13 protein-coding genes are annotated in these 16399 nt (G+C 65.9%); 8 read left to right on the forward strand and 5 right to left on the reverse strand.

What is annotated here, in order from left to right; translation table 11 throughout:
- Nucleotides 1-114: 114 nt before the first annotated feature.
- From ACLFLU_RS20825 to ACLFLU_RS20835, 3 genes are all read left to right on the forward strand, one after another.
- Complete coding sequence (locus ACLFLU_RS20825; protein WP_426406757.1) at nt 115-1302, forward strand: pyridoxal phosphate-dependent aminotransferase; 1188 nt, start codon at nt 115-117, stop codon at nt 1300-1302.
- Nucleotides 1303-1392: 90 nt separating this feature from the next.
- Nucleotides 1393-1950, forward strand: a complete 558-nt coding sequence (locus ACLFLU_RS20830; protein ID WP_426414037.1) for a biotin transporter BioY — start codon at nt 1393-1395, stop codon at nt 1948-1950.
- A gap of 84 nt (nt 1951-2034) precedes the next feature.
- Nucleotides 2035-3369, forward strand: a complete 1335-nt coding sequence (locus ACLFLU_RS20835) for a dicarboxylate/amino acid:cation symporter (protein ID WP_426406758.1) — start codon at nt 2035-2037, stop codon at nt 3367-3369.
- Between the two features lie 33 nt (nt 3370-3402).
- Here the strand turns inward: ACLFLU_RS20835 and ACLFLU_RS20840 are convergent, their stop codons facing one another.
- Nucleotides 3403-4281 carry an SDR family oxidoreductase gene (locus ACLFLU_RS20840; RefSeq protein WP_426406759.1) on the reverse strand — a complete coding sequence of 293 codons (879 nt, stop codon included), beginning with the start codon at nt 4279-4281 and terminating at the stop codon, nt 3403-3405.
- A 104-nt stretch (nt 4282-4385) separates the two neighbouring features.
- Between ACLFLU_RS20840 and ACLFLU_RS20845 the strand changes: the two genes are divergently transcribed.
- Nucleotides 4386-5219: a helix-turn-helix transcriptional regulator gene (locus ACLFLU_RS20845; RefSeq protein WP_426406760.1), complete on the forward strand. Its 834-nt coding sequence runs from the start codon at nt 4386-4388 to the stop codon at nt 5217-5219.
- The gene (locus ACLFLU_RS20850) at nt 5176-7365 is read left to right on the forward strand and encodes a tetratricopeptide repeat protein (protein ID WP_426406761.1); all 2190 of its coding nucleotides are present in this window, start codon (nt 5176-5178) and stop codon (nt 7363-7365) included. Before ACLFLU_RS20845 ends, ACLFLU_RS20850 begins: the two co-directional genes overlap by 44 nt.
- On the opposite strand, the gene ACLFLU_RS20855 is transcribed toward ACLFLU_RS20850, so the two are convergent.
- The 3 genes from ACLFLU_RS20855 to ACLFLU_RS20865 are packed head-to-tail and all read right to left on the reverse strand — an operon-like array spanning nt 7362 to nt 10295.
- Nucleotides 7362-8594 (reverse strand): NAD(P)/FAD-dependent oxidoreductase, encoded by a 1233-nt coding sequence (locus tag ACLFLU_RS20855; RefSeq protein ID WP_426406762.1) that lies wholly within the window; start codon nt 8592-8594, stop codon nt 7362-7364. The genes ACLFLU_RS20850 and ACLFLU_RS20855 overlap by 4 nt on opposite strands.
- A gap of 16 nt (nt 8595-8610) precedes the next feature.
- Nucleotides 8611-8748, reverse strand: coding sequence for a hypothetical protein (locus ACLFLU_RS20860; protein ID WP_426406763.1), 138 nt, complete (start codon nt 8746-8748; stop codon nt 8611-8613).
- Nucleotides 8749-8798: 50 nt separating this feature from the next.
- Nucleotides 8799-10295 (reverse strand): amidase, encoded by a 1497-nt coding sequence (locus tag ACLFLU_RS20865; protein WP_426406764.1) that lies wholly within the window; start codon nt 10293-10295, stop codon nt 8799-8801.
- Nucleotides 10296-10505: 210 nt separating this feature from the next.
- Between ACLFLU_RS20865 and ACLFLU_RS20870 the strand changes: the two genes are divergently transcribed.
- Nucleotides 10506-11186 (forward strand): helix-turn-helix domain-containing protein, encoded by a 681-nt coding sequence (locus tag ACLFLU_RS20870; RefSeq protein ID WP_426406765.1) that lies wholly within the window; start codon nt 10506-10508, stop codon nt 11184-11186.
- 69 nt (nt 11187-11255) lie between these two features.
- Here ACLFLU_RS20870 and ACLFLU_RS20875 read toward each other — a convergent pair whose 3' ends face one another.
- On the reverse strand, nt 11256-13556 hold the full coding sequence (locus tag ACLFLU_RS20875) for an Rne/Rng family ribonuclease (protein WP_426406766.1): 2301 nt from the start codon (nt 13554-13556) through the stop codon (nt 11256-11258).
- A gap of 21 nt (nt 13557-13577) precedes the next feature.
- Here ACLFLU_RS20875 and ACLFLU_RS20880 point away from each other — a divergent pair, with 21 nt between their 5' ends.
- Together ACLFLU_RS20880 and ACLFLU_RS20885 are read left to right on the forward strand one after the other, a co-directional pair.
- On the forward strand, nt 13578-14459 hold the full coding sequence (locus ACLFLU_RS20880) for a hypothetical protein (protein WP_426406767.1): 882 nt from the start codon (nt 13578-13580) through the stop codon (nt 14457-14459).
- 615 nt (nt 14460-15074) lie between these two features.
- Entirely contained in the window at nt 15075-16373 is a 1299-nt protein-coding gene (locus ACLFLU_RS20885) for an N-acetylmuramoyl-L-alanine amidase (RefSeq protein WP_426406768.1), read from the forward strand.
- Nucleotides 16374-16399: the final 26 nt, after the last annotated feature.

Genomic DNA, 16399 nt, shown 5'->3' on the forward strand with positions numbered 1-16399 from the left:
GCGGACCGGATACGAGATATGCCCTTATGAGCCGTATAATGCGGCTAGTCTGGGGCGCAAGCGCCCTGATTTCCGGACCGAACGGACCGGTCCGCCAGCGAATAGCAGAAATCGATGCACGATGCGACATTGAGGAACCGGGTGGGGCAGTGGCTCGAGCCCTCCCGCCGCAGTGATGTTCCCCCATTCATGGTGATGGACGTGATGGCCGCAGCGGCCCGGATCGAGGCGGCCGGCGGCCATGTCATTCACATGGAGGTCGGCCAGCCCGCGGCCGGTGCGCCGAAGACCGCGATCGGGGCGGCGCAGGCCGCGCTGTCAGCGGGGCGGATCGACTACACCTCGGCGCTCGGCATCCCGTCCTTGCGCGAGCGCATCGCGCGGCATTATCGCGATGCCTATGGCTGCACCGTCAGCCCGGAGCGAATCGTGGTGACCACGGGCTCCTCCGGCGGGTTCATCCTGGCTTTCCTGTCGATGTTCGAGCCCGGCGATCGCGTCGCGGTGACAGTGCCGGGTTATCCGCCGTACCGTCACATCCTCACCGCGCTCGGCTGCGAGCCGGTGCTGATCGAGACCACCAACGACACGCGCCACGCGCTGACCGGCGAGGCGCTGCTCGCCGCTCATCGCAAAGCACCGCTGAAGGGCGTGCTGGTCGGCAGCCCCGCCAATCCGACGGGAACGATGATGTCCCGGGAGGCGCTCGCCGGGCTGATCGCGGCTTCCGAGGATGCCGGCATCCGCTTCATATCTGACGAAATCTATCACGGGCTCGATTATGCCTTTCCCGCAGTGACGGCGGCAGAGCTGTCTCCGCATGCACTCGTGATCAACTCGTTCTCGAAGTATTTTTGCATGACGGGCTGGCGCGTCGGCTGGATGGTCGCGCCCGAGATCCTGGTGCGGCCGATCGAGCGGCTGCAGCAGAACCTCTCCATCTCGGTGCCGTCGCTATCGCAGATCGCGGCCGAGGCCGCCTTCGACGGTGCGGCCGAGATGGAGGAGATCAAGCACGGCTATCAGGAAAACCGGCGGATCTTGATCGAGGGATTGCCCAAGGCGGGCCTTAGCAAGTTCCTGCCCGCGGACGGCGCGTTTTATCTCTATGCCGACGTCTCGGACTTCACCTCGGACAGTTTCGACTTCGCCAAGCAGATGCTGGAGAAGGCCAACGTTGCGGCAACGCCGGGCGTCGATTTCGATCCGATCCACGGCCGCTCGTTCATCCGATTCTCCTATGCGCGCTCGGCCGAGGAGATGCGCGAGGCAGTTGACCGGATCGCTCACTGGCTTAAATAGCCGCCAGTTTCTAACAGCCTTCCGGAGTGCATCTTGTCTGACCGAACCGTCCAGTCCGCTGCCACGTCGCATTCTCCTCTTGCCGCAGTGATGTGGCCGACCCGACCGGGTGAGACCGTCGGCGCCTTGCGCGCCGTCGTCCTGGTCGCGCTCGGCTCCGCACTAATGGCATTGTCGGCCAAGGTGAACCTGCCACTGCCTTACGTGCCCATGACATTGCAGACCCTGGTCGTGCTGATGATCGGCGCGGCCTATGGCTGGCGCCTTGGCAGCGCAACCATGATCGCCTACCTCGCCGAAGGTGCGATGGGGCTGCCGGTGTTCGCCGGTCCGGTTGGTGGAATTGCGCCGCTGGTCGGCCCGACCGCAGGTTACCTCTACGGCTTCGTGCTGGCTGCCCTCGTCATCGGCTGGTTCGCCGAACGGGGCTGGGATCGCAACGTCGTGCTGCTGTTTGCAGCGATGGCGGTCGGCCATATCGTCATTTTCATCGCCGGTTTCGGCTGGCTGGCCTACGGCATCGGCCTTGGCGCGGATAAGGCCTGGCTGGTCGGCGTCGCGCCGTTCATTGCGGCTTCGGTGGTCAAGAACGCGCTGGGCGCTGCGCTGATGCCAGCAGTACGCCGGATCGTCGATCGCCGCGTCTAGAACTCACCATACGGAATGGTTCCAATTGACAGGGCCGGCCAAGTTGATCTTGGCTGGCTCTAAATTTTGAGGGGGGAGGAAATAATGACAACGACAACGATGACCGGCGCGCCGGCCGCACCCAGCGCGGCCAAGCCGTGGTATAAAATTCTCTACGTTCAGGTGCTAATTGCCATCGTGCTCGGCGCGATCGTCGGCTGGCTCTGGCCGACGGTTGCCACCAACGACTGGATCAAGGCGCTCGGCGACGGCTTCATCAAGCTGATCAAGATGGTGATCGCGCCGATCATCTTCTGCACCGTGGTCTCCGGCATCGCCCACATCCAGGATGCCAAGAAGGTCGGACGCATCGGCGTCAAGGCGCTGCTCTATTTCGAGGTCGTCTCTACCTTCGCGCTCGTCATCGGCCTCATCATCGGCAACGTCATCAAACCGGGCGCAGGCTTCGGCAACGCCGCGGCCAACGCGCAGGCGGTCGCCACCTACGCCAAGCAGGCCGAGGGCCAGAAATCGGTCGACTTCATCCTGCACATCATTCCCGACACCGTGGTCGGCGCCTTCGCGCAAGGCGAGATCCTGCAGGTGCTGCTGTTCTCGGTGCTGTTCGGCTTCGCCATCATGGGGCTCGGCGAACGCGGCCATGTGATCCGTAGTTTCATCGACGATGCCGCGCATGCGGTGTTCGGCGTCATCTCGATCGTGATGCGCGCGGCGCCGCTCGGTGCGTTTGGCGCGATGGCCTACACCATCGGCAAGTTCGGCACCGGCGCGATCCTCAATCTGATGGGCCTGATCGCGACGTTCTATTTGACCTCGGCACTGTTCGTCGTCGTGGTGCTCGGCACTATCGCGCGGTTCGCCGGCTTCTCGATCTTCAAGTTCCTTGCCTACATCAAGGACGAGCTGCTGATCGTGCTCGGTACCTCGTCGTCGGAGAGCGCGCTGCCGTCCTTGATGGAGAAGCTGGAACGGCTCGGCTGCTCCAAATCGGTGGTCGGCCTCGTGGTGCCCACGGGTTATTCGTTCAACCTCGATGGCACCAACATCTACATGACGCTGGCGACGCTGTTCATCGCACAGGCGCTTGGCTTCGATCTCACCTTCGGCCAGCAGCTCACGATCCTGGTCGTGGCGATGCTGACCTCGAAGGGCGCCTCCGGCATCACCGGCGCGGGCTTCATCACGCTAGCCGCGACGCTCGCGGTGGTCGATCCGCGGCTCGTGCCGGGCATGGCGATCGTGCTCGGCATCGACAAGTTCATGAGCGAGTGCCGCGCGCTGACCAATCTGTGCGGCAACGGCGTCGCCTGCGTGATCGTCGCCTGGTGGGAGGGCGAGCTCGATCGCGATAAGCTCAACGCGCGGCTGAGCCAGCAGATCGATCCGACCGACCTCGAGACCGCGGTCACGACGGACTGATCTGCAAGCTGCATCTGGCGGCGTGAGGCGCCGTCAGACCTTGAAGTAATAGGGCTGGTTGAGATCCTCGATCAGCCCTTTTTCTTTCGGCGCCCAGCCGAGCAGGGCGCGCGTCTTCGCGCTCGACGTGGGGACATCCACGCCGGCGAATTGCGCGAACCAGCCGAAATGCTCGGCCGCTTCATCCTGCGATTTCGAGACCACGGGCACGCCGAGCCTTTTGCCGATCACTTCGGCAATCGTCTTGAACGGGATGCCTTCCTCGGCGATCGCGTGATAGCGCGGTGCGGTTGCGCCTTGCTCGAGCGCAAGCCTGTAAACGCGCGCCGCATCGGAGCGATGCCCGGCCGGCCAACGATTGCTGCCGTCGCCGATATAGGCCGCCACGCCCTTCTGGCGAGCGAGGTTGATCAGGATCGGCACAAAGCCGTGGTCGCCTTCGCCATGGGTCGTCGGTGGCAGCCGAACCACGGCGGCGCGAACGTCGGGCAGCGATAGCGCGGTCGATTCCGACACGCGCGGAAAGCGGTGCGCTGACTCATCGTCCTCGGTCGCGAGGCGCCCTGGCGCGAGCAGGGCCACGCCGGAGGTGACGATGAGCGGACGCTCGGAGCCTTTCAGTTCTTCGCCAAGTGCGACGATGGCACGGCGGTCGAGCTCGCAATTGTCCAGGAATTTCGAGAAGTCGTGGTTGAAGCCGAGGTGCAGCACGCCGTCGGAGCCGGCCGCGCCGCTGCGCAGGGAGGCGTGGTCCTCCAGCGAGCCGCGGTGGACCTTTGCTCCCATCGCGGCGAGCGAGGCGGCACCCGCGTCGGAGCGGGCGAGGCCGGTGACGCTATGGCCGGCGGCGATCAGGTCGGCAACGACGGCGGAGCCGACGAAGCCGGTGGCGCCTGTGACGAATACACGCATGAGCAGTTCTCCAAAGAGCGGCAAGAAGGTTGGTGGAGGGCAGCATCTGCGCTAGAGTTATCCGGGTAAAGTAGTGACATTATCAGGGTATAATAGCTAACAGGATGAGCGAGACCACCAGCGAGAACCTGCTCGGGACCTATTTGAAGGACCGCCGGACCCGGCTCGACGCGGCTGCCTTCGGTTTTGGCGGCAGCCGCAGGCGCACGCCGGGGCTGCGGCGCGAGGAGGTGGCGCAGCGGGCCAATATCAGCCCGACCTGGTACACCTGGCTGGAGCAGGGGCGGGGCGGCGCGCCGTCAGCCGATGTGCTCGACCGGATCGCCGGCGCGCTGATGCTGACCGACGTCGAGCGGGAGCATCTGTTCCTGATCGGGCTCGGTCGTCCACCCGACGTCCGCTACCAGGCGAGTGAGGGCGTCTCGCCGCGGCTTCAGCGCGTGCTCGACGCGCTGGAGACCAGCCCGGCGATCATTCGCACGACGATCTGGGACGTCGTCGCCTGGAATCGCGCGGCCACGATCGTGCTGACCGACTATTCAAAGCTGCTGCCCGAGCAGCGCAACATCCTGCGCTTGATCTTCTCCGAGCCGCGGGTGCGTGCCGCGCAATATGATTGGGACAGCGTGGCCCGTTTCGTGGTCGCGGCATTCCGCGCCGATGTCGCGCGCGCCGGCGCGGCCTCGCATGTCGCCGACTTCGTCGACGAGATGTGCCGTCTCAGCCCCGACTTCGCGAAGCTGTGGGCCGACAACGACGTCCGCTCCTATGGCGAGGGCGTCAAGCATCTGCGCCATCCCGTGCTCGGTCCGATCGCGTTCGAATATTCGGCCTTCTCGGTCGACGGCCGGCCCGATCTCGGCATGGTCGTCTACAATCCGGCGACGCCGGAGGATGCCGAGCGCATTCGAAAAGTTCTCGCCACGCATATCGACTGACGGAATCCACGGCCTCGCGCGTTTAACCGGCATCTCTGATGTCGAAGGGGCGGGCGGTATCGTGGGCAATGCGGCTGTTAATCGGATTGTGCTGGACGCGGCGGAGCATTTTGCGGCCGGTCGGCTGGACCAGGCGGAGACGCTCTGCACCGAGGTCTTGAAGGCGGCGCCGGACCATGTGCCGGCGCTGCATCTAGCCGCCGTCGCGGCCTTCGTCACCGACCGCGCGGCCGACGGCGCCGCGCTGCTCAACCGGGTTTTCAACATCGATCCCGACCACGCGCCGGCGCTGGTCACGCTCGGCGATGCGCTTGCGGTGAAAGGCGAGCACGCCGGCGCCGTGGCCGCGTTCCAGCGTGCGCTGCGCGGGCGGCCCGATGACGCCGGCTTGCACAACAAGCTCGGCGTGGCACTGGGCGAGCTGTCGCGCTTCGGCGAGGCCGAGACCGCCTATCGCCACGCGATCGCGCTCGATGCGCATATGACGCGCGCGTGCTTCAACCTCGCCGTCGCGCTCGCCGGGCAGGGACGGCGGATCGAGGCGGAAGACGCCTATCGCGCGGTGATCGCGCGCGAGCCCGCCTTCCGCGGCGTCTGGCTCAATCTCGGCAACGTGCTTGCGGACCAGAACAGGTTGGGCGATGCCGTGGCCGCCTATCGCCGCGCGCTCCAGCTCGATCCCGACGATGTCGGCTTGATCTGCAATCTCGGCGCGGCGCTCTATCGACAAGGATTGCTCGAAGAGGCCATTGACCAGTATCGCCGCGCCATCGCACTCGCGCCAGACAATGTCGCGGCGCTGCGTCTGCTGGGTCTCGTGTTGCATGAAGCCCGCCATTTGCAGGAGGCCGCAGAGATCTACCGGCACAGCTTCGCGCGCGATCCCACAGATCACATGATCGCCACCAATCTCGGCGCCTGCCTCTCCGATCTCGGCGAACTCGACGATGCCGTTGCCGCCTGCGAGCACGCGCTGCGGCTCAAGTCCGATCACGCGCCGGCCTACACCAATCTCGGCATCATCTTCGAGAAGCAGCAGCGCGTCAGCGATGCGGTCGCCGCGCATCGCTGCGCGGTTGCGGTCGATCCGTCCTATGCCAAGGGCCACGCCAACCTCGCGGTCGCCCTGCGCAACGCCGGCGAGATCGACGAGGCGCTCGCGGTCTCGGCCCGCGCGGTTGCGCTCGATCCGGAGCAGCCGCTCGCGCAATACAACCACGCGCATTTCCTGCTGATGAACGGCCATTTCGTCGAGGGGTTCGAAGCCTATCGGTGGCGCCGCAAGTGCAAGACGCTGTCGGACGGCGATCCGACTTTCAGTGAGCCGGAATGGCAGGGCGAGCCGCTCAAGGCGCGCACCTTGCTGGTATTCGCCGAATACGGCCTCGGCGATGCCCTGCATTTCGTGCGCTATCTGCCGATGGTGACCGGGAAGGACGGCAAGGTCATCCTGCAGGTGCAGCCCGCGCTCGCCTCGCTGCTGCGGCAATTGCCCGATGTCACCGTGATTCCGCGCGGCGAGGCGCTGCCGCCGTTCGATCTGCAACTGCCGCTGATGAGCCTGCCGCGCCTGTTCGGCACCACGCTGAACAATCTGCCTGCGGACGTTCCGTATCTGCATCCCGACCCCGAGACGCTGTCGCGCTGGCGCGCCGTGCTCGGTCGCGAGACGCGGCTGAAGGTCGGCGTGGTCTGGGCCGGCAATCCCAAGCACAAGGGCGACGGGCAGCGTTCGCTGTCGGCCGGGGCAGTCCTGCCGCGGCTCGTGATGCCGGGCGTGCAGCTCTACAGCCTGCAAAAGCAGCCGCGCGCGGAAGACGGTGCGGTGCTGGCGGCACTCGGCGGCGACATCATCGATCTCGCGCCGGCGCTCGGCGATTTCGCCGACACGGCGGCGGCGGTGGCGGCGCTCGATCTCGTCATCGCCGTCGACACGTCGGTTGCGCATCTGGCCGGCGCGCTCGGCCGTCCGGTGTGGATGCTCACGCCTTACGCGCTCGACTGGCGCTGGCTACGCGATCGCGAGGACAGTCCGTGGTATCCGACCATGCGGCTGTTTCGTCAGCGCCGCCCGCGCGAATGGGACGACCCGCTGATGCGTCTGACGGCTGCGCTCTCAGTCCTCGCCGCGAAGGCGGCGAGCTAGAACCGCTCCGGCCGGTACGGCGTCGGATCGATCGACGGCGTCTCGCCGTTCATCATCTCCGCGAGCAGGCGTCCGGTGGCGGGGCCGAGCGTAAAGCCCTGGTGACCGTGGCCGAAATTCATCCAGAGGCCGGGGTGACGCGGAGCGCGCCCGAGCACAGGCACCATGTCGGGCGTGCAGGGACGGGTGCCGAACCACGGCTCCGGTTCGGCGCGCTTGCCGAGGTCTATCAGCTCGCGCGCGGAAGCTTCGGCGCTGGCGAGCTGCACCGGCGTTGCCAGCGCGTCCGGTCCGGTCAGCTCCGCGCCTGTGGTGATGCGGATGCCCTTGGCCATCGGGCCCATCGCGTAGCCCTGGCCCTTGTCGACCAGCGGCAAGTCGAGCGAGGCGCCGCCGCTGTAATGCATGTGGTAGCCGCGCTTGCGCACCAGCGGAATCCGGTAGCCGAACTTGTGCAAGAGATCCGGCGACCACGGCCCGAGCGTCACGACGGCGTTGGCGGCATCGATGCGGCCATTGTCGGTGTCGACCGACCATCCGGTCGCGGTCTGCTGCAGTGACTGCGCATCGCCGAGCACGATGGTGCCGCCGAGGCGCTCAAACAGATTGGCGTAGGCGGTGACCAGGGCGCCGGGATCGGACACCGTCCAGGTGTCGAGCCAATGGATCGCACCGGGGAGATCGTCGCGCAGGATCGGCTCGGCCTTGGTCAGCTCGCTGCCCGAGAGCACGCGAAAATTCACGCCGAACTCGCGGCGGTCTTCTTCCGCGGCCTTGATCGAATGGTCGAGCGCGGCAGCATCGCGAAACAGCGCGCGATAGCCGGCGCGGCGGATCAGATTGTCGGCATGGGCCTCGCGGATGAGGATGTCGTGCTCGGGCGTCGCATAGGCGATCAGCTGCGCCCAGGCGGCGATCGCTTCGCGATGCCGCTTCGGCGCCGAATGCCACCAATAGCGGAGCAGGGGCTCGACATGGCGATGCAGCGAGGACAAGCTGTAGCGCACGTCGTTGGTGCGGCCGGTCGCGATCTTCACGAGCGAGGCGAGATCCCGCGGCATCGGATAGGGCCGCACTGCTTCGGCCTGGATCATCCCGGCATTGCCGTAGCTGGTCTCGCGGCCGGGCTCCTTGCGGTCGACCAGCGTGACCGTCCAGCCACGTTGCCTCAGATGCAAGGCGGCACCGACGCCCACCATGCCGCCGCCGAGGATGATTGCGCTTTGCATTGGCAGAATTCTCCTGTCAGGCGGCCTTCGGGGCAAGCCTGGGCTGCGCCGTGTTGATGGTGGCGGCGACGACGACGGACAACGCGGTCATCGCCACCAGGAAGCCGAAGGCGGAGGCGACGATGCCGGTCTTGCGGTTCGACAATTCGGCCATGCTGATCTCCGCTGCGCCGGCGAGCCGGCGGTCATGCCTGCTTGCTTGATCTATTCCCAGGTGAGGAAGCCGGGCGCCGACGACAGCGGCGGCGCTGCCGCAAGTCGCGCCAGGTCAGGCACCGGCCGGCACAATTGCGCATCGCCCGCAAATGCAGCCTTCAGGCTCGCGGCAACGGCGAGCACGATGGCATCGCCACCGCGCGGGCCGACGATCTGCAGGCCGAAGGGCAGGCCGGCTTCATCGACGCCGAGCGGGATGCTGATCGCGGGATGGCCGGGAAGCGTGACGGCATAGGCGAGCGCGAGCCAATGGAAGTAGGATTTCGTCGGCACGCCATCGATCTCGGCGGGATAGAGCTCCGACCACGGCCGCGGACTGAGCGTGATCGTCGGGCTGATCAGCACGTCGCAATTGGCGAAGAAAGCCTGGTAGGCGCGATAGATCCGCGTCTGCGTGGTGGAGGCGCGGGCCTGGTCTTCGAGCGAATAGCCGAGGCCTTCCTCGACATTGGCGCGCACGTTGGGGCCGAGCATCTCCGGCCGCTCTTTGTAATTCTTGCCATGCGTCGCCAGGAACATGCCCGCGCGCAGCACGGCGAAGGCATCGTCGGCGCCGGTGCAGTCGGGAGTCGCCTCGCGGCTTTCAGCGAACAGCGGCGCAAGCTTGCTCACGCGATTGCGGAATACGCGGCGGATCGCCTGCTCGGTCGGTGCGAAGCCGAAATCTTCAGTGAAGGCGAGACGCAGCTTGCCGAGCTCTGCGGGACGCGGGTCAGCCCAATGCTCGGCCCGCGCCCGCACAGGTTCGCCGGGTAGGGTGTATGCGAGCGGATCGCGGACATCGTCGCTCGCCATCACCGACAGCATCAACGCGGCGTCGGCGACGTTGCGCGCCATCGGTCCGTCGGTCGACAGGTTCGACCAGCCGAAGATGCGCTTCTCGCTGGGCACGAGACCGTAGGAGGGGCGCATGCCGACGATGCCGGAAAAGCCGGCCGGATTGCGCAGGGAGCCGCCGGTGTCGGAGCCCGAGGCGAGCGGTGCCATGCCGCAGGCGAGCGCGACTGCCGATCCGCCGGAGGAGCCTGCCGCCGAGCGCATGGGATCGAAGGGATTGCCGGTCGCACCGAACACAGGGTTGCGGGTGTTGCCGCCCGCAGCCCATTCCGGCGTGTTGGTCTTGCCGAAGATGATGGCGCCTGCCGCACGCAACCGTGCGACCGAGCCCTGGTCGGCGGCCGGGACATTGTCGCGCAACAGCGGACTGCCGTAGGTTGAGCGCATTCCGGCGGTGTCTTGGGTATCCTTGATCAGGACGGGAAGCCCATGCAGGGCGCCATGATCCTCGCCGCGCAGGATCGCGGCCTCAGCCTTCTTTGCGGCGGCACGTGCCCCCGGCTCGTCGAGTGTCACGACCGCATTGACGGCGGCATTGGTGATGGCGATGCGGGACAGGCAGGCGTCGAGCACCTCGACGGGCGAGATCGCCCGTGCAGCCAGCAGGCGGCGCAGCTCGACGGCACTCGTGTCGCAAAGTTGGGACAACGCCGGGTCCTTTCAAATTATGAAAACAATTTAGTATATCGGAAAGTGAGTTTGACGCACCAATATTCGTCAAATCCGGGCATTTCATGCACAAATCCTCGCCTTCACGTCCAGGAGGGAGCCTGGAGAGGTATTCCGTGACGGATTACGTCAAAAAAGATTAGGCCGATCGGTCAATATTTTTTCCCGGCGGCGTGATAGAGATGCTGCATGAGCGAGATCACGACGCCCGAAGGTGCCAACTCCCAGCTCGGCCAGTGTCTCAAGGCTGCGCGCCAGGCGCGCGGCCTGACGCTCAAGCAGGTGGCGGAGCGGACGGGCATGGCGCTGTCGACCCTGTCGAAGGTCGAGAACGGCCTGATGTCGCTGACCTACGACAAGCTGCTCCAGCTCACCTCCGGCTTGAAGATGGAGATCGCGGAGCTGTTCAATCCGGCGGTCTCAGCGCCTGCGCAAGGCAGGCCGGTCACCGCGCGGCGGAGCATCAGCCGGGCCGGGCAGGGGCAGCTGATCAACACGAAATTCTACACCTACACCTATCAATGCACCGACCTGATCGGCAAACGCATGGTGCCGATCGTGGCCGAGGTCCGCGCGCGCTCGCTGGACGAATTCGGTCCGCTGCTGCGCCATGCCGGCGAAGAGTATTTTCTGGTGACGAGTGGACGCGTCGCTGTTCACACTGAATTCTATGCGCCGGAGATCCTTGGCGAGGGCGACGGCATCTATCTCGACAGCACCATGGGCCACGCCTACCTCAACGCCGGCGAGGCACCGTCCGCCACGGGCGTCTGTCTCTGCACCAGCGAGGCGCCTGATCTTTACGACCAACTTCGCCAGATTGCATCGCGCGAGGTGGCGTCGCTCGGTGACGACGAGTTGCAATCGTAACTTTCAGACGATGCTTAAAATGAAAAACGCCCGGCCAGGCCGGGCGTTTTCTTATTTGGGTGCTTCGTTCTATTCGCCGCCGCCGAAACGGCGCGACCACCAGCCGGCGCGACGCGGTGCGGCCGGCGTCTCGCTTGCCGCTTCCGGGGCGGGCTCAGGCGCGGGCGGAGCAACCGGCTCCGGCGCTGCCGCAACCGGGGTTGCCGGCTCGCTCGGGCCGCTCGACAGGAAGCTCACCTTCTCCCGGACGGTGGAGCGGCGGCGTGCCGCCTTGTCGTCGGATGCGGGCTCTTCCTCAGCAACAGCGGCAGAAGGCGCGGGCTGCACCGGCGCTTCAACCGGTGCCTGCAACTGAAACTCGGGCTGAGACGTTTCGACCGGCGCGATATGCTCCGAATGGGTAATCGACGGAGCTGTCTCGCCGCCGGAGCTATCGAAATCAGCAACCGCATCGGTTGCTTCCGACGGCTGATTGCCGGTGAGCTCGTCGCCGATTGAGCCGGCGAGGCCCTCCTCGCCGTTGCCGCGCCGACGACGTCCACCCCTGCGACCACGCCGGCGCCGGCGCTCGCCGCTGCCCTGCTGATCGCCACGGGCGGCCTGCTCCTCGCCTTCCTCGCCGTCCTGCTCGGTGTCGGCATCCTCTTCGCCTTCGCCGGCCGCTAGCGCCCCCTCGGGAGACGCGGGAGCACCATCCTCGCGCGCCTCGCCGTCGCGCTGACCACCGCGGCCACGCCGACGGCGGCGGCGCTTGCGGCGCTGGCCATCCTGCTCGGGCGAAGCATCGCCTGCAGCTTGTTCTTCCGCGAGACCCTCGGTCTCCTCGGTCTCGACTTCGGATTCCAGCTCCGCGTCGAACTCCTCGTCGTCATAGGCTTCTTCGACCAGCGGCGGCGGGCTTGCGGCCGCCTGTGCCGCCAGCAGCGCCTTGGCGGCTTCGAGCGTATGCACCTGCTCGCCACGGTCGATGACATAGGCCTGCGGTCCGCTGACGCTGGGGTCGGCGATGACCGATAGCGAGACCTTGAAGCCGTTTTCGAGATCGCGCAGATGACCGCGCTTGTGGTTCAGCACATAGAGCGCGACGTCGGTGCGGGTGCGGACCACGAGGTTGTGGGTCGCGCCCTTCATCAGGATCTCTTCGAGGCCGCGCAGCAGCTGCAGCGCCACCGAGGACACCGAGCGGACATGGCCGGTGCCGCCGCAATGCGGGCAGGGATCGGTCGAGGATTCAAGCACGCTGGCGCGGATGCGCTGGCGCGACATCTCGAGCAGGCCGAAATGCGAGATGCGGCCGACCTGGATGCGCGCGCGATCCTGCCGCAGGCAGTCGGACAGCTTGCGCTCGACCGCACGGTTGTTGCGCTTCTCGTCCATGTCGATGAAGTCGATGACGATCAGGCCGGCGAGGTCGCGCAGGCGGAGCTGGCGGGCGACCTCTTCGGCCGCTTCCAGATTGGTCTTGAGCGCGGTGTCCTCGATATGGTGCTCGCGCGTCGATCGTCCGGAGTTGACGTCGATCGAGACCAGCGCCTCGGTCTGGTTGATCACGATGTAGCCGCCGGAACGCAGCTGCACGGTCGGCGAGAACATCGCATCGAGCTGGCTCTCGACGCCCATGCGCGAGAACAGCGGCTGGCCGTCGCGATACTGCCTCACCGCGCTGACATTGGCGGGCATCAGCATCTTCATGAAGTCGCGGGCTTCGCGGTAGCCGGAGTCACCGGCGACAGAGATCTCGTCGATCTCCTTGTTGTAGAGGTCGCGCAGCGAGCGCTTGATCAGCGAGCCTTCCTCATAGACCAGGGTCGGGGCCTGCGACTTCAGCGTCAGGTCGCGCACCGTCTCCCACATCCGGATCAGGTACTCGAAGTCGCGCTTGATCTCGGGCTTGGTGCGGGCAGCACCTGCGGTGCGCAGGATGATGCCCATGCCCTCGGGCACGTCGAGATCCTGCACCACTTCCTTCAGGCGCGAACGGTCCTGGGCGCTGGTGATCTTGCGGCTGATGCCGCCGCCACGGGCGGTGTTCGGCATCAGAACGGCATAGCGGCCGGCGAGCGACAGATAGGTCGTCAGCGCCGCGCCCTTGTTGCCGCGCTCTTCCTTGACCACCTGCACAAGCATCACCTGGCGGCGCTTGATGACTTCCTGGATCTTGTACTGACGGCGCGGGCGGAAGGTGCGCTCCGGCACTTCCTCCATAACGTCGTCACCGCCGACGGATTCGACGTGTTCCTCTTCGGCTTCCTCGCCGTCTTCATCGTCCTCGTCGTCTTCGTCGGCCCTCGCTTCCGCGTCCTGATGCGAAGCTTCCGTGCTCTCACCGGCGGTGTAGACGGCATCGGCCGGCTCGGTGACGGAGGTCACGGCTTCGGCAAAAGCCTCAACATGCGTTTCGAAGGCCGGAGCCTCCTGAGGCTCGGCAACGGTCTCAGCCGCGACGACTGGCTCGGCGCCGATCGCTGCGACAGGCGCGGGCGTCTCATCGGCATGGTCGTGGTCGTGATGATCGTGCTCGTGGTCATGACCATGGTCGTCATGATCATGCGCGTGATGGTGCTCGTCATCATGGGCGTGATGATCATCGTGCCCATGTTCTTCATGATCGTGATCGTCGTGATCATGGTCGTGATGATCGTGGTCGTGACCTTCGTGCTCGTCGTGATGCCCGGCATCGGCGTGCAGGTGCTCGCCCTCATGCGCAGCGCCGTCGGCATGCTCCGGCGGGGCCTGGCCCTCGACCGGCTGAGCGGCCGGATCGGCGCCGGCGTCGAGGCCCTCGACGATGTCGCTGCGGACGCGCTCGCCATGACCGCGGCGGCGGGCGTTGCGATGGCGCGAGCGGCGGCGGCCGTGGGAGCGGCTCTCGCTTTCTTCTTCGGCTTCGCGATGGGCCTGTTCTTCGGCCTCGATCAGTGCCTGCCGGTCGGCGACCGGGATCTGGTAATAGTCGGGATGGATTTCGCTGAAAGCGAGGAAGCCGTGGCGGTTGCCGCCATATTCAACGAAAGCGGCCTGAAGCGAGGGTTCGACCCTTGTGACCTTGGCGAGGTAGATATTCCCGCGCAGTTGCTTGCGTTGCGCGGTCTCGAAGTCAAACTCTTCGACGCGATTGCCGCGGACCACGACGACCCGGGTCTCTTCCGGGTGGGTGGCATCGATCAACATCTTGTTGGGCATGTCTTAACTCTTGGCGGCGGCGGGCGCGATCGACCGTGGGCGCGAAGAGCGCTGCCGGGTGACGCGACGGTCCACCTGATTCGGGGGTGAGGGGAAGGCCGAAACGCCGTCTCTCGCGCCCTGCCGAACCGGAAGCTTCAGGACCGAAGCGGCGCGCGGGAGTGTCACTCCGCAGCGTCGCGAAAGGTCCTTCAGAATTCGTCGGCACAGTCTGGCGCATCAAGCGTCGGCCCGTCTGAAACATTGGGCGGCGGGGCCGCCCCTAATCAATTGCTGCTAGCCAGGCATGGCGCGTGCGCGCTCGCCTTGGGATCACAAACCGCCCCCTTGGGATTAAGGGACCGGGTAACTGGCCGCGTCGCTGTCAAAACTGTCCCGGAAACAGTGTGGTAACCGGAAACCGTCCGCTGCCGGGGCTTGCCCCGTTCCACCTCGCTGCCGCGCACCGCGCTGGTCTTAGAGGGGAACAGAAAAACGCTGGAATTCCCAAACCTTGGGCGTTCCGGCGCTGCACCGGGAGGCTGAATGCGACACAACCGGAAATTATCGGCCGTCAGCAATCCGTACATACGAGGAATGGGCCATCCGTGCAAGGGAGCGTCGCACGCCGGTCACAGTCGGAGAGTTTCGCGATTCCGTCATTAAGGATCGATTAACCCTGTGGTTCTATTGCGTTAAAGAGGGCTGCTCGGAGGCACGGATTCGGTGGCGAGCCGCACAAATCAACGGGTTTTGCTGGGGGTTGCGCTGCTGTGCGCCACGGCACTGCCGTGCGCCGATTCCTCGCGTCTCAGCGCGGCCGAAAGCCCATCGCAACCCTCTGTTGCAACGGCGAATTTTCCGATTGCCACAGCTGCGCGGCTGGCGGGCGACGGCAAGCAAACCCGCTTCATTCTCGACCTCGACCAGACCGTCAGCTTCCGCGCCACGACGCTCGCCGATCCCTACCGGGTTGTGGTCGACGTTCCCCAGGTCAATTTTCAGCTGGGTCCGGGCACCGGGGCCGGGCGAGGGCTGGTCAAGGCCTTCCGCTACGGGCTCGTGATGCCCGGTGGCTCCCGAATCGTGTTCGACCTGACCGGGCCCGCCAAGATCACCAATTCCTATGTGCTCGAGGCCGCCAACGGCCAGCCGGCCCGGCTCGTGCTCGAGCTGGAGGAGGTCGACCGCGCGGCTTTCGTGCAGACGCCCGCCCCGGAGAATCGCCCTGAGCTGCGGCCGGCGATCGCCGCCGCACCGCCGGCAACGATTCCTGCCGCGCCTGAAGCGGCGCCGCAAAAGCCGGGGGCGCCTTCCGATGGCCGTCCGGTCGTCGTGATCGATCCCGGCCATGGCGGCATCGACAACGGCACCCAGTCGAGCGGCGAGAGCGAGAAGAACCTGGTGCTCGCCTTTGGCCTGGCGCTGCGCGACCGGCTGGAAAAGGCCGGCAAATACCGGGTGGTGATGACACGAGACGACGACACCTTCATTCCGCTCAATGACCGGTCCAAGATCGCCCGCAATCTGAATGCCGCGCTGTTCGTCTCGATCCACGCCGATGCGCTGCCGAAAGCCGAGGGTGATGCGCAGGGCGCCACCATCTACACGCTCTCGGACAAGGCCTCCGACGCCGAGGCCCAGCGCCTGGCCGATGCCGAAAATCGCGCCGACGCGATTGCTGGCTTTAATCTCGCGGAAGAGCCGACCGACGTCGCCGACATCCTGATCGACCTTACGCAGCGGGAAACCCGCACCTTTTCAAACCGTTTTGCGCATTTGCTGATGGGCGAAATGAAGTCGACCGTGCGGATGCACAAGCATCCCCTGAAGTCGGCCGGTTTCCGGGTGCTGAAAGCCCCCGACGTGCCCTCGGTGCTGGTCGAGATCGGCTACGTCTCCAACAAGGGCGATCTCGAGCACCTCGTGTCCGAGGGATGGCGGTCCAAAGCTGTAGGCTCGATGGCCCAGGCGATCGACACGTTCCTGGCCAAGCGGATGGCAACGGCGGGGGCCGGCAATTAGCCGGGGAATACCGGTTCCGATGCTAA

The sequence above is a fragment of the Bradyrhizobium ganzhouense genome, assembly GCF_049949285.1.
Lineage (GTDB): Bacteria > Pseudomonadota > Alphaproteobacteria > Rhizobiales > Xanthobacteraceae > Bradyrhizobium > Bradyrhizobium ganzhouense.

Excerpts from the sequence above, each read along its gene's own strand:
- ACLFLU_RS20830 (WP_426414037.1), top strand. The coding sequence starts at position 1,393 with ATGTGGCCGACCCGACCGGGTGAGACCGTCGGCGCCTTGCGCGCCGTC.
- ACLFLU_RS20880 (WP_426406767.1), top strand. The coding sequence starts at position 13,578 with ATGCGTTTCGAAGGCCGGAGCCTCCTGAGGCTCGGCAACGGTCTCAGC.
- ACLFLU_RS20825 (WP_426406757.1), top strand. The coding sequence starts at position 115 with ATGCACGATGCGACATTGAGGAACCGGGTGGGGCAGTGGCTCGAGCCC.
- ACLFLU_RS20850 (WP_426406761.1), top strand. The coding sequence starts at position 5,176 with ATGCCGAGCGCATTCGAAAAGTTCTCGCCACGCATATCGACTGACGGA.
- ACLFLU_RS20835 (WP_426406758.1), top strand. The coding sequence starts at position 2,035 with ATGACAACGACAACGATGACCGGCGCGCCGGCCGCACCCAGCGCGGCC.
- ACLFLU_RS20840 (WP_426406759.1), bottom strand. The coding sequence starts at position 4,281 with ATGCGTGTATTCGTCACAGGCGCCACCGGCTTCGTCGGCTCCGCCGTC.
- ACLFLU_RS20870 (WP_426406765.1), top strand. The coding sequence starts at position 10,506 with ATGAGCGAGATCACGACGCCCGAAGGTGCCAACTCCCAGCTCGGCCAG.
- ACLFLU_RS20860 (WP_426406763.1), bottom strand. The coding sequence starts at position 8,748 with ATGGCCGAATTGTCGAACCGCAAGACCGGCATCGTCGCCTCCGCCTTC.
- ACLFLU_RS20855 (WP_426406762.1), bottom strand. The coding sequence starts at position 8,594 with ATGCAAAGCGCAATCATCCTCGGCGGCGGCATGGTGGGCGTCGGTGCC.
- ACLFLU_RS20845 (WP_426406760.1), top strand. The coding sequence starts at position 4,386 with ATGAGCGAGACCACCAGCGAGAACCTGCTCGGGACCTATTTGAAGGAC.